This is a genomic window from Enterobacter sp. 22466 (assembly GCF_052044775.1).
In the GTDB taxonomy this organism is placed as follows: domain Bacteria; phylum Pseudomonadota; class Gammaproteobacteria; order Enterobacterales; family Enterobacteriaceae; genus Enterobacter; species Enterobacter dissolvens.
The window spans coordinates 156,709-169,323 of sequence record NZ_JBQENX010000005.1; the positions used below are offsets into that span (position 1 = coordinate 156,709).

At 60.0% G+C, this 12,615-nt stretch carries 12 protein-coding genes; 5 read left to right on the plus strand and 7 right to left on the minus strand.

From position 1 onward, the window contains the following. The first annotated feature begins 352 nt into the window (after positions 1 to 352). Entirely contained in the window at positions 353 to 1,732 is a 1,380-nt protein-coding gene (gene ygjG / locus ACTJJI_RS14955) for a putrescine aminotransferase (RefSeq protein WP_043951702.1), read from the plus strand. 35 nt (positions 1,733 to 1,767) lie between these two features. Here ygjG and ACTJJI_RS14960 read toward each other — a convergent pair whose 3' ends face one another. Further along, a complete protein-coding gene (locus ACTJJI_RS14960) occupies positions 1,768 to 2,370 on the minus strand; it encodes a helix-turn-helix domain-containing protein (RefSeq protein ID WP_440654651.1) in 603 nt (200 codons plus the stop codon). Positions 2,371 to 2,412: 42 nt separating this feature from the next. On the opposite strand from ACTJJI_RS14960, the gene ACTJJI_RS14965 reads away from it, so the two are divergent. Both ACTJJI_RS14965 and ACTJJI_RS14970 read left to right on the plus strand, forming a co-directional pair. Continuing rightward, the gene (locus ACTJJI_RS14965; protein WP_014833373.1) at positions 2,413 to 3,099 is read left to right on the plus strand and encodes a B3/B4 domain-containing protein; all 687 of its coding nucleotides are present in this window, start codon (positions 2,413 to 2,415) and stop codon (positions 3,097 to 3,099) included. 11 nt (positions 3,100 to 3,110) lie between these two features. Continuing rightward, entirely contained in the window at positions 3,111 to 3,959 is an 849-nt protein-coding gene (locus ACTJJI_RS14970; RefSeq protein WP_368529300.1) for a dihydrodipicolinate synthase family protein, read from the plus strand. Positions 3,960 to 4,053: 94 nt separating this feature from the next. Here the strand turns inward: ACTJJI_RS14970 and lsrG are convergent, their stop codons facing one another. Genes lsrG through lsrA form a run of 6 tightly spaced genes read right to left on the minus strand, consistent with a single transcriptional unit; the run spans position 4,054 to position 9,739 of the window. Beyond that, complete coding sequence (gene lsrG / locus ACTJJI_RS14975) at positions 4,054 to 4,347, minus strand: (4S)-4-hydroxy-5-phosphonooxypentane-2,3-dione isomerase (protein WP_013098845.1); 294 nt, start codon at positions 4,345 to 4,347, stop codon at positions 4,054 to 4,056. After that, the gene (gene lsrF / locus ACTJJI_RS14980) at positions 4,344 to 5,231 is read right to left on the minus strand and encodes a 3-hydroxy-5-phosphonooxypentane-2,4-dione thiolase (protein WP_014833375.1); all 888 of its coding nucleotides are present in this window, start codon (positions 5,229 to 5,231) and stop codon (positions 4,344 to 4,346) included. Before lsrF ends, lsrG begins: the two co-directional genes overlap by 4 nt. Positions 5,232 to 5,242: 11 nt before the next feature. Beyond that, positions 5,243 to 6,244: an autoinducer 2 ABC transporter substrate-binding protein LsrB gene (gene lsrB, locus ACTJJI_RS14985; protein WP_262761899.1), complete on the minus strand. Its 1,002-nt coding sequence runs from the start codon at positions 6,242 to 6,244 to the stop codon at positions 5,243 to 5,245. Between the two features lies 1 nt (position 6,245). After that, entirely contained in the window at positions 6,246 to 7,223 is a 978-nt protein-coding gene (gene lsrD / locus ACTJJI_RS14990; RefSeq protein ID WP_232943012.1) for an autoinducer 2 ABC transporter permease LsrD, read from the minus strand. Further along, entirely contained in the window at positions 7,224 to 8,255 is a 1,032-nt protein-coding gene (gene lsrC / locus ACTJJI_RS14995) for an autoinducer 2 ABC transporter permease LsrC (RefSeq protein ID WP_014833378.1), read from the minus strand. Next, positions 8,252 to 9,739 carry an autoinducer 2 ABC transporter ATP-binding protein LsrA gene (gene lsrA, locus ACTJJI_RS15000; RefSeq protein ID WP_440654764.1) on the minus strand — a complete coding sequence of 496 codons (1,488 nt, stop codon included), beginning with the start codon at positions 9,737 to 9,739 and terminating at the stop codon, positions 8,252 to 8,254. The genes lsrC and lsrA overlap by 4 nt, the downstream gene beginning before the upstream one ends. A gap of 215 nt (positions 9,740 to 9,954) precedes the next feature. Between lsrA and lsrR the strand changes: the two genes are divergently transcribed. Both lsrR and lsrK read left to right on the plus strand, forming a co-directional pair. Next, positions 9,955 to 10,923: a transcriptional regulator LsrR gene (lsrR, locus tag ACTJJI_RS15005; protein WP_013098851.1), complete on the plus strand. Its 969-nt coding sequence runs from the start codon at positions 9,955 to 9,957 to the stop codon at positions 10,921 to 10,923. A gap of 35 nt (positions 10,924 to 10,958) precedes the next feature. Next, entirely contained in the window at positions 10,959 to 12,551 is a 1,593-nt protein-coding gene (gene lsrK, locus ACTJJI_RS15010) for an autoinducer-2 kinase (protein WP_047361242.1), read from the plus strand. The last annotated feature ends 64 nt before the right edge of the window (positions 12,552 to 12,615 follow it).

Consider the following 12,615-nt stretch of genomic DNA (forward strand, 5'->3'; position numbering starts at 1 on the left):
GTTAAACTTGATGGAGATCGCAGATTTCACTTAAACCGCACTTTTTGTGAGATTTTATAATTGATTGATTTTAAATACTTTCGGAATGAAATTACCTGCAAAGGAGATCTGTTAACGCCCACTTAAGTCGCACCATCTGCACCCCCCTGGTGCAATTGACTCCATGCACGTCTTCTTGCGCCCGTTTTCCGTACCGCTAAATCCCGTTTGGAAAACATCGGCATGATTAAATATTGCGCAACATTATTTTAACCTGGCGTTTATCCCGATTTTCGTTAAGTCCGCTGAAGTGGCGTAATCCCTGCAATACTTAACGCAGTATCATGTGATACGCGATCCCCGGGAGCATATTTTGAACAGGTTACCTTCCAGCGCCTCGGCTCTTGCCTGTACCGCGCACGCACTGAATCTCATTGAGAAGCGAACGCTTGATCATGAGGAGATGAAACAACTTAACCGAGAGGTCATCGATTACTTTAAAGAGCACGTCAATCCAGGTTTTCTGGAGTATCGCAAATCTGTTACCGCCGGCGGGGATTACGGAGCCGTAGAGTGGCAAGCGGGAAGTCTGAATACGCTTGTCGACACCCAGGGACAGGAGTTTATTGATTGCCTGGGTGGTTTTGGCATTTTCAACGTGGGGCACCGTAATCCAGTAGTGGTTTCCGCCGTACAGAATCAACTCGCGAAACAACCTCTCCATAGCCAGGAACTGCTCGACCCGCTTCGCGCCATGCTCGCGAAAACGCTGGCAGCCTTAACGCCCGGCAAACTGAAGTACAGTTTCTTTTGCAACAGCGGCACGGAATCGGTCGAAGCGGCGCTTAAACTCGCCAAAGCGTACCAGTCGCCGCGCGGGAAATTCACTTTTGTCGCCACCAGCGGCGCGTTCCACGGTAAATCCCTGGGCGCCCTGTCAGCGACCGCCAAATCCACCTTCCGTAAACCGTTTATGCCGCTGCTGCCGGGCTTCCGCCACGTGCCGTTCGGCGACATTAACGCCATGCGCACCGTGCTCAGCGAATGCCGTAAAACCGGTGATGACGTAGCCGCGGTGATCCTGGAGCCTATTCAGGGTGAAGGCGGCGTGATCCTGCCTCCGCAGGGCTATCTGCCTGCCGTGCGTCAGCTGTGCGATGAGTTTGGCGCATTGCTGATCCTCGACGAAGTGCAGACCGGCATGGGACGTACCGGCAAGATGTTCGCCTGCGAGCACGAGAACGTTCAGCCGGACATTCTGTGTCTGGCGAAAGCGCTCGGCGGCGGCGTGATGCCGATTGGTGCGACGGTCGCCACCGAAGAGGTCTTCTCGGTGCTGTTCGACAACCCGTTCCTGCATACCACCACCTTTGGCGGTAACCCGCTGGCCTGTGCGGCCGCGCTGGCCACCATCAACGTGCTGCTGGAGCAAAACCTGCCTGCGCAGGCAGAGCAGAAAGGCGACATGCTGCTGGACGGTTTCCGTCAGTTGGGACGTGAATACCCGGATCTGATCCAGGAGGCACGAGGCAAAGGGATGCTGATGGCCATTGAGTTTGTTGACAACGAAATCGGCTACAGCTTCGCGAGCGAGATGTTCCGCCAGCGGGTGCTGGTGGCTGGCACGCTCAACAACGCCAAAACCATCCGCATTGAGCCACCGCTGACGCTGACGATTGAGCAGTGTGAGCAGGTGCTGAAGGCGGCGAGTAAAGCGCTGGCGGCACTGCGCGTGAGTGTGGAAGAAGCGTAAAAAACGCCGGGTGGCGCAGCGCCACCGGCTGCTTTTTATCGGTGAAACTCCGCCACCGTCATGGTGAAGCGAAGCACGGTATTGCCTTCATTGGCATAACCGTGCGCCGCTTCAGTTTTCGCCACCGCCGATGCCCCGGCAGCAACCTGCGTCACCGCCTCGCCCACTGTCAGCGATAAAACGCCTTCGTTCACGTGCAACAGCTCAAAGGTGCCCGCCGGATGCCCGGAAGAGGTAAATCGCTCTCCCGGCTGCATCTCCCACTGCCATAGCTCAATCATATACGGGCCCGCAGTTCCTGCCAGCAGTCTGGCGCGTCCGCCCTTTTCCCCCAGCCACAGCACCGGGATCGCCGCGTCCTCAATGATATGCACCCGCGGTTCGCTGGAGACATTCACAATATCCGCCACCGACACGCCGAGCGCGGCAGCCAGCTTGCACAGAATCGCGATACTGGGGTTAGCCGCCCCTTTCTCGATCTCCACCAGCATGCCTTTGCTGACGCTGGCACGCCGCGAGAGCTCATCCAGCGACAGTTTTTTCTCTTTACGCCAGTTGCGAATACGGCTGGCGACGGCCAGGCTTACCTGGGCGATATCGGCACCCTGTTCAGTCATTATATTGACTTTTTCAGTCATTGGTCACTACCATGGTATAAAACAGTCAATACAGGATTATTTATGTCTCTCGTTACGCCGTCAATAGACCCGCGTCTTGCCGCGATTGCCCCGGGCTTTCGGGCGCTGAGCATTGTGGTTGACGCTGCGCCGATTACCCACCCGGAAGTCGCTCCGGCCGTGCTCAGGCAGGCCTGCCAGCAAATGTTGAATGATGATGTTCCGTGGGCTGACGCGCACCTTTCCGGCTGGGATGAGGTGTTTAAGGCCTTCGGCGCAAAACCGAAACGCACGCCCTGCTCGGCATCCGCCCTGCGTAAGCGGGTCTTAAAAGACGGCTCGCTGCCGCCGCTGGATCCGGTGGTGGATATCTACAACGCGGTGAGCATTCGCTACGCCATCCCGGTTGGTGGAGAAAATCTTGCGGCTTACACGGGGGCGCCACGTCTGACGCTGGCCGACGGCAGCGAGCCGTTTGATACCGTCAAAGAGGGGCAGCCGGTGGTGGAGTACCCGGAGCCGGGCGAGGTTATCTGGCGCGACGATCTCGGCGTCACCTGCCGTCGCTGGAACTGGCGCCAGGGGATACGCACTCGTCTTGACAGTCAGGCGCAAACCATGTGGTTTATTCTGGAAAGTCTGCCGTCAATGCCGCTTACGGCACTGGAAGAAGCTGGCGCGGATCTGGTGGATAACCTGCAACGTCTGATGCCGGGTGCAGTGGCGCACAGGCAGTTACTGACACTGTAAGAGAATAAAAAATGTTTCGTGGAGTCAGCGCGTTTCCATTAACGCCCCTGAAAAACGGCACGTTTGATGAGCAGGCGTTTACGCGTCTGCTCTCTTCCGTGGTTGAGGCAGGCGTGGATTCACTGGGCATTCTTGGCTCGACGGGGAGCTATGCCTATCTGACCGTTGAAGAGCGTGCCCGGGTGACACGCTGCGCGGTGGAGCATGCCGGTGGCATACCGGTCATCGTCAGCATCGGCGCACTGCGGCTGGACGATATTCTGCGTCTGGCTGACGACGCGCAAACGGCCGGAGTGTCCGGCGTGCTGTTGGCGCCCGTGTCGTACCAGCGATTAACGGATGAGGAAGTGTTTAAGCTCTATGAAACGGTGACCCGCCAGCTCTCCGTACCGCTGTGCATTTACGATAACCCTGCCACGACCGGTTTTGCGTTTAGCGATGAATTGCTATTTGCCGTCGCGTCTCTGCCGAATGTGGGTTCCATCAAGCTTGGCCGCGTGCCGGAGGATCTGTCGCAGGTACGTGCCCGGCTTCCTGATACGGTCACACTGGGTATCGCCGGTGACTGGCGGGCAGCCTCCGCCCTGCAGGCCGGGTTTGACGTGTGGTATTCGGTTCTCGCGGGGTTTTTCCCAAAAGCGGCGCTGGCGATAGCGCGTTCGGGGAAGAGTACTGAGTCAGAACGGTTAGAGCCGCTATGGGATCTATTCCGTCGTTACGGTAGCGTAAGGGTCATCGCGGCAGCGGCGGAAATGAGGGGAAAAGTGGCAACACCCGGATTGCCGTTCCCGTTGCAGGCGATTCAGGGAGAGCCGCGCGAGGCGCTTTCAGCGATCCTTGCGGAACTGGAACTGGCCTGAAAAACGCCGGGTGGCGCTGCGCTTGCCCGGCCTACACAATCAACACGAACTCGTCCCTGTAGGCCCGGTAAGCGCAGCGCCACCGGGCAAAACGTTACTCCGGCAGCAGCCCCACAAAACTGCGTTTTTTGCGTGGCTCCGACATTAATTCTTCGAGCTTATCCACGCAGGCCAGATAGTGCGGCGTTTTCTTGTGCGCCAGCACCGCCTCTTCGTCTTTATAGGCCTCGTAGATAAAGAACCGGGTTTTCACCCGGGGGTCCTGCAACACGTCAAAACGCAGGTTTCCCGGCTCCTGAATCGCGCCCTCGTGGTTGGCGCGAAACACCTCCAGAAACTCGTCCACCCGCTCGGGTTTGATGTTGATCTCCACTAACGTCACGTTCATTTCGCTTCTCCCTGTTTCTCTTCCTGCCAGAACTGGAACGCTTCCCGGGCGCTCATGTTCTCGTGAACCACTTTCTTCACCGCCTTCAGCATGGCGAGCGGCGCGCTGGACTGGAAGATGTTGCGCCCCATGTCCACGCCGGAGGCTCCCTGGTCAATCGCGCGCCAGCACATCTCCAGTGCCTCGTGCTCCGGCAGCTTTTTCCCCCCGGCGATGACGATCGGCACCGGGCAGCTGGCGGTCACTTTTTCAAAACCGTCATCCACAAAATAGGTTTTAACGAACTGCGCCCCCATTTCGGCGGCAATCCGGCTGGCGAGCGAGAAGTACCGCGCATCGCGTGCCATCTCTTTGCCCACCCCCGTCACCGCCAGCACGGGCATCCCGTAACGTGCCCCCGCGTCCACCAGCTTGATGATGTTGTTGATCGACTGATGCTCGAATTCACTGCCGATGTACACCTGCGCCGCCACCGCGCAGACGTTCAGGCGCAGGGCATCCTCCATCGCCACCGCCACGCACTCGTTGGAGAGCTCGCCTAAAATCGAATTCCCTCCCGAGGCGCGCAGGACCACCGGTTTATTGGTGGCGGCCGGGACGGTGCTGCGCAAAATACCGCGGGTACACATCAACACATCGGTTTCGCCGAACAGCGGTGCGATAGAGAGATCGATACGCTCAAGACCGGTGGTCGGCCCCTGGAAGTAACCGTGGTCAAAGGCCAGCATCACTGTGCGGTTGCTTTTTGGGTTGAAGATACGCGAAAGCCGGGACTGCATGCCCCAGTCCAGCGAGCCACAGCCCTTCAGGGTGAACGGTACGTTTTGCTGCGGTGTACCGATGCCAAAATCCTTACCGTCTTTGATGTCGTCTAAATCAGCCATTTGCTCCCCCGTCAGAAATCGTATTTGTTGATGTTCTCTTTGGTGAACACCACGCGCTCTGGCAGCAGCACGATGCCGTTGCCTTTTGCTTCATACTGGTAGCCCTGGACGCTGTTCGGCTCGACCTTCAGCGTACCGATATCTTTCACCTCCACGCTGTCGCCGACGTTAAGATCGCCTTTTTTCAACAAACGATCGGCGACATTGACCGCAATTTTGCCCTGTTGCACCACATCCCACAGGCCAAAGGCTTTAACCGTGCCGCGCTCGACGTACGGGCGCATGACGTTAGGCGTACTGAATCCGACAATCGCCACCCCTTCCCGCTTCAGGTTTTCCGCCGCCTGCGCCGCCGCAGGCAGGGCGTTGGCGTCCGGGGCGATGATCGCATCCAGATCCGGGTACGCTTTTAAGATCCCTTCGGCGGTTTGCAGGGATTTGGTGGCGTCGTTATAGCCAAACTGGGTGGTCACGATCTGCCACTGGGGATGGTCTTTCTCGATTTTGGCCTTCGCCTCTTTCACCCACTGGTTCTGGTCGGTGACGGTCGGGCTGGAGTAAAAAAACGCCACTTTGGCATTCGGCTTTGTCACCTGCTTCCCGGCCATCTCCACCAGCAGGCCACCGAGCTGCTCCGGGGTGCCCTGGTTGATGTAGATGCTGCGGCACTCCGGTTTGGTGTCGGAATCCCAGGTCAGCACTTTGACGCCGCGCTGCATCGCGCGCTTCAGCGCCGGGCAGAGGCCGTCCGGCGACACGGCGGAGACGATAATGGCGTTATAGCCCTGGTTGACGAAGTTATTGATGAGCTGCACCTGGCCGGAGACGCTCGGCTCGGTGGGGCCGTCGTAGGTGACGTCCACGCCGAGCGTTTTCCCCGCCTCTTTTGCACCGTTGCCGCCGCTGGTGAAGAAGCCCACGCCTACCAGCTTCGGGATAAAGGCGATGCGGTCCGCCGCCTGCGCCGAGGCGAAGCTGAGGGCCATTGCCAGGACTATCAGTTTTGTTTTCATCTTACGCTCCGGATAGTTTTCTAAAGAGAGAACGCACCCATTCACGGTGCAGACTCAGCGAACGTCCCATCACCACCACAACCAACAGCGCCCCTGACAGCGCGCTCGACACCTGGTTGGGGATGCCGACCATCTGTAAACCCTGCTGCAGGTACCCCACCAGCAGCGCCGCCAGTGCCGTACCGATAACCGACCCTGACCCGCCGTAAATATTCGCCCCGCCGAGCACGGCGGCGGTGAGGGCAGGCATCAGCAGATCGCGCCCCAGATCCGAACGCGCGGAACCGAAATAAGAGACCATCACCAGGGCGGCAATGGCCGAGGCGACGCCCACCAGGCCATACAGCGCGTAGGGCATGCCGTTGACCGACAGCGCCGCATAGTGCGCGGCGCGCGGGTTCTGGCCGATTAAGAACAGATGCCGCCCAAAGCGCCCGCGGTGGGTAATCAGCCAGAAGAAGAGCGTAATGAGCGCAAACAGCACCAGTGGAATGGGCAGACCTGACACGGTCAGGTTAGCGAACGCGGTAAAGCTGTCCGGGAAGCCGCCGATGCCCTCATAGCCCGTCGCGCCCGCCATGCCAGAGAGCAGCAGCGCCCCGCCGCCGTAGAGGTAGAGCGTGCCGAGAGTAATGACTAACGGGCTGATGCCGGTGTAGTGGATCAGCGCCGCATTCACCAGCCCGCACAGCAGGCCCAGCAGCAGCGTCAGAGGAATGGCGACCGCCATCGGCCAGCCCGATTGCATCATCACCCCCAGCGCAATGGCGCACAGGCCGATGGTCGAACCGAGGGAGATATCGATCCCGCCGCTGATGATCACCAGCGTCAGCGGCAGCGCCACAATGCCGATGCAGATGAAATCGCTGGTGCTGAACAGCAGCATGTTGATGTCGAGCATCCGCGGGTTAATGGCGCCAAAGAGCAGGATCTCCAGCACCAGTAAGATCAGCAGCGCGCTTTCCCAGTTAAGCTTCATTTACGCCACCTCTTTTTTGCGTTTGGGAAATGGGGTGACGTGCTTTCCCCCTCTGTTACCCGGCTGGAAGCGAGCGTATTTCAGCGCCCGCTGATGACGCGCCAACGCCTGGCGCAGACGCCCGTCGAGCACCAGCACGCCCAGCAGCACCAGCCCGGCGATAAAGTCGTTCCACCACGCCGGGAGCTTAAACAGCACCAGTACGGTGTCGATTTGCGTCAGGAAAAAAGCCCCCAGCAGTGCGCCAATCAGCGTGCCCGTCCCGCCCAGCAGCGAAATGCCGCCGAGCACGCAGGCGGCGATGGCTTTCATCTCCAGCCCGCTGCCGGTCTGGTTTGGCACAAAGCCAATCTGGGAAGCAAAGACAATTCCGGCGCAGGCCGCCAGCATGCCGTTGAGGGTAAAGGCGATCATCCGCGTGCGGTTGACCGCCACGCCCAGCTGGCGCGCGGCGGCAAGGTTATCGCCCACGGCGTAGAAATCCCGGCCGAAGGCGGTACGCGAGAGCGTCCACGCGCCGACAGCGGCTAAAAACAGCACCACCATGCCGAGCGGTGAGATACCAACCGCAACCGGTTCTGAGAGGGATTTCAGCGCTGGCGGCAGCCCTTCGATCCACTTCCCGCCGGTCCAGAGCAGCATCGCCCCGCGATACAGCCCCAGCGTACCGAGGGTGGCAACAATCGCCGGGATGCGCAGCGCCACCACCAGAAACCCGTTGAACGCCCCTGCCAGCGCGCCGACAGACAGCGCGAACAGCATCGACACCGGCAGGCTGTAGCCATTGTTCAGCGCCACGCCGATCGCGATGGCGGAGAGCCCCACGGTGGAGCCCACGGAGACGTCAATATTGCGGGTCAGCATCACCAGCGCGGCGCCAAGCGCCAGCAGGATCAGGATTTGCGCGCTGGCGAAGATCATCCCCAGCGTCTGAAGGCTCAGGTACGCCGGATTAAGCGCCACCAGCACGGCAAACAGCGCCAGAATGGCGAGAAACGCGCTCAGCTCGCGGTTTTTCAGTAACGTCTTCATGATTGTCCTCCGAACGCCAGCGCCATCATCCGATCGAGGCTGACGGCATGGCGCGGCAACTCGCCGCTGAGCACGCCCTGGTGCATCACCAGAACGCGATCGGCAAGGCCAGGAAACTCATCGAGATCGCTTGAGATCATCAGCACCGCCACGTTCTGCGCGGCCACGCTTTTGATGAGCTGGTAGATATCGGCACGTGCCGACACGTCCACGCCGCGCGTCGGTTCATCGACGATCAGCAGTAAGGGGTTGGCTTCCAGACAGCGGGCCAGCAGCACTTTTTGCTGATTCCCGCCGGAGAGGGTGCGCACGGTTTGATCCGCATGGTTGAGTTTGATCCCCAGCGCCCGGTGGTAACGCTCCACCACCGCGGACTCCCGCTTGCGTTGCTGCCAGAGAGACGGCTCGTTCAGCGCCACGGTGTTCCAGCGGATCGGTGCATCCAGGAACAAGCCGGACACCTGCCTGTCTTCCGGCAGATAAACCAGGCCTTTGTCCAGCCGGGCGCCCACGCTCTCGTGAGTAATCTCCTGATTCTCCAGCCAGACCCGTCCGCCACGCACCGCACGCAGGCCGTAGAGCGTCTCGGCAAATTCGGTGCGCCCGGATCCGACCAGACCGGCCAGACCGACGATCTCGCCTGCGTAGATCTCAAGCGAGAGATCGATAAAACCCTCCCCGGTAAGCTCGTCCACGCGCAGCACCGGAAAATCCTGCAGCTGGGTGCGACGGTTTCCCGGCAGCGCCAGCCACAGTTTTTGCGCATCGCTTAATCCTTTCTCCCGGCTCACCGGCGTCATGGCGGCAATCAGCGCGTTATCGTCGAACTGCGCGGTTTCCCCGCTGAGCACCACGGCACCGTCGCGCATCACCGAGACGTGGCTTGCCAGCTGGCGGATCTCCGGCAATTTATGCGAGATAAAGACGATGCCGACGCCCAGATCCTGCAGGGCGCGGATCTGGCGAAACAGGCGTTCGGTTTCACCCGGCGTGAGGGAGGCCGTGGGTTCGTCGAGGATCAGGATCGTCGCGTTACGCATCAGACCGCGCAGGATTTCCACCATCTGCTGATCCGCCACTTCCAGCGTGCTGGCGATCGCGTCGAGATTTAGCTGGCACTGCAACTGCTGCAGCTTCTCCGTCAGCCGATTCTCTCGTTCCCTTTCACGCGGCAGGCGGAAAAGGATGTTTTCCCGCACCGTCAGATTGGGGAACAGGAGCGGTTCCTGCGGCACCAGATAGATACCTAACTTATGCGCCTGCACGGGCGTGAGCCGCGCATATGAATGGCCTGCTACGGAAAGTTCACCGCTGTCCGGCGTCTCCACCCCGGCGATGATCTTCATCAGCGTCGATTTGCCCGCGCCATTACCGCCCATCAAGGCATGCACCTGGCCCGCAAGCAGCGTGAAATCAATGCCTTTCAAAACCGGCACCCCGGAAAACTGCTTGCAGATGGCTCGTGCTTCGATAAGTGGGGTCATCATCGCTCCGCTATTGAACAAATGATTTTTAGATTTAATAATGTTCAAAAGCGTAGACGGTGAACTATATTTACAACCGTGCAGGGATCACAGTTTTATCGATTAAGATCCAACTGAACCAGAAACTATCTAAAAGATCTGTTTTGCCGCGTGGCTCACATTTTCGACCTGCGCCGTCACGAACATATGATCTAAATTTTTATAAGAGTTCAATTATGAGCGATAAACGCACTGCGGAAGAAGGTCGGTTTGCCGGGCTGGCACTGGCGGAAGAGGAGCTGGTTGCCCGCGTGGCCTGGTGTTACTACCACGACGGATTGACGCAAAACGACATTGGCGAACGGCTCGGCCTGCCGCGCCTGAAGATCTCTCGCCTGCTGGAGAAAGGTCGCCAGTCCGGGGTGATCCGCGTGCAGATCAACTCCCGCTATGAGGGCTGTCTGGCACTGGAAACCGAACTGCAGCAACGCTTTGGGCTAAAGCTGGTGCGCGTGCTGCCAGCGCTGAATACCCCGCCAATGAACGTGCGGTTAGGCATTGGTGCCGCGCAGTCGTTAATGGGCGTGCTGGAACCCGGCCAGCTGTTAGCGGTGGGATTTGGTGAAACCACCATGAGCAGCCTGCAGCACTTAAGCGGCTTTATCAGCTCGCAGCAGATCCGCCTGGTCACCCTTTCCGGCGGCGTGGGGCCGTATATGACCGGCATCGGCCAGCTGGACGCGGCATGCAGCGTCAGCATGATCCCCGCCCCGCTTCGCGTCTCTTCCGCCGAGGTGGCCGGGATCTTAAAACGCGAAACCAGCGTGCGGGACGTGATCCTCGCCGCAACGGCCGCCGACGTGGCGGTGGTCGGGATTGGGTCCGTGAACCAGCGCCGTGATGCAACGATATTGCGCTCAGGCTACATCAGCGAAGGTGAACAGCTGATGTATGCCCGTAAAGGGGCCGTCGGCGACATTCTCGGTTATTTCCTCACTGCCGAAGGAGAGTGCGTTGAGGAGCTGGAGATCCACAAAGAACTGCTGGGCGTCACGCTTGATGAACTGGCGCAGTTGCCCACCATCGTTGGCGTGGCCGGCGGTGTTGAGAAAGCCGATGCGATTTACGCCGCACTGAAAGGTCGCCGTATCAATGGCCTGGTGACGGAAGAGACAACAGCCCGCGCGGTGCTGGCCCTGACGTAACGGGGTAAGCCCTGCGCTAACAACGAGGCAAACTCATGAGTTACCTTTTAGCGTTAGATGCAGGGACAGGCAGCGTGCGTGCCGTTATTTTCGATCTGCAGGGCAACCAGGTTGCCGTGGGTCAGGCCGAGTGGAAGCACCTCAGCGTGGAAAATGTGCCGGGCTCGATGGAGTTCGACCTTGAGACCAACTGGCGGCTCACCTGCCAGTGCATCCACCAGGCGCTGGATCGCGCGCACCTGAGCGCGGCAGATATCCAGTCCGTCGCCTGCTGCTCCATGCGCGAAGGGATTGTTCTGTATGACCGTAACGGCGAGGCCATCTGGGCTTGCGCCAACGTCGACGCCCGCGCCAGCCGCGAGGTGGCTGAACTTAAAGAGATCCACGACAACCAGTTTGAATCCGAAGTATACGACGTTTCCGGCCAGACCCTGGCCCTGAGCGCCATGCCGCGTCTGCTGTGGCTGGCGCACCATCGCCCGGATATCTATCGCAAGGCTGCCACTATTACCATGATCAGCGACTGGCTGGCGGCGAAGCTCTCCGGCGAGCTGGCGGTCGACCCGTCTAACGCGGGCACTACGGGGATGCTGGATCTCTTCTCCCGCGACTGGCGGCCAGCGCTGCTGGATATGGCCGGACTGCGCGCCGATATCCTCTCCCCGGTGAAAGAGACCGGCACTGTTCTGGGTGCCATCACCCATGATGCCGCCCGGCAGAGCGGCCTGCGTGAAGGCACGCCTGTGGTGATGGGCGGTGGCGACGTACAGCTGGGCTGTCTGGGGCTGGGCGTGGTGCGCGCCGGGCAAACGGCGGTGCTGGGTGGCACCTTCTGGCAGCAGGTGGTCAACCTGCCGCAGGTGCGCACCGATCCTGAGATGAATATTCGCGTGAACCCACACGTCATCCCCGGTATGGCGCAGGCGGAGTCGATCAGCTTCTTCACCGGCCTGACCATGCGCTGGTTCCGCGACGCCTTCTGCGCGGAAGAGAAGCTGATCGCCGAACGTATGGGGATGGACACCTATTCCCTGCTCGAGGAGATGGCGAGCCGGGTGCCCGCGGGTTCGCATGGCGTGATGCCCATCTTCTCCGACGCGATGCATTTTAAGCAGTGGTACCACGCCGCCCCGTCGTTTATTAACCTCTCCATCGACCCGGAAAAGTGCAACAAAGCGACGCTGTTCCGCGCACTGGAAGAGAACGCGGCGATTGTCTCGGCCTGCAATCTGGCGCAGATCTCACGTTTCTCCGGCGTTAACTTCGAGAGCCTGGTGTTTGCCGGAGGCGGTTCGAAGGGGGCGCTATGGAGCCAGATTTTAAGTGACGTCACCGGTTTGCCGGTGCGCGTACCGGAAGTGAAAGAGGCGACGGCGCTGGGCTGCGCGATTGCCGCCGGAGCCGGGGCGGGACTGTTTGCGGATATGGCCACCACCGGCGAGCGGCTGGTGAAATGGAGCCGCGAGTTTACCCCGAACCCGCAGCACCGGGCGCTGTACGATGGCATGATGCAGAAGTGGCAGGCGGTGTACGCCGACCAGCTCGGGCTGGTGGACAGCGGGCTGACGACATCAATGTGGCAGGCGCCGGGGCTGGTGCGTTCCCCCTCACCCCGCCCCTCTCCCTAAGGGAGAGGGAGATTGAGTCCCCTCTCCATTAGGGAGAGGGTTAGGGTGAGGGCATTATTTGAAT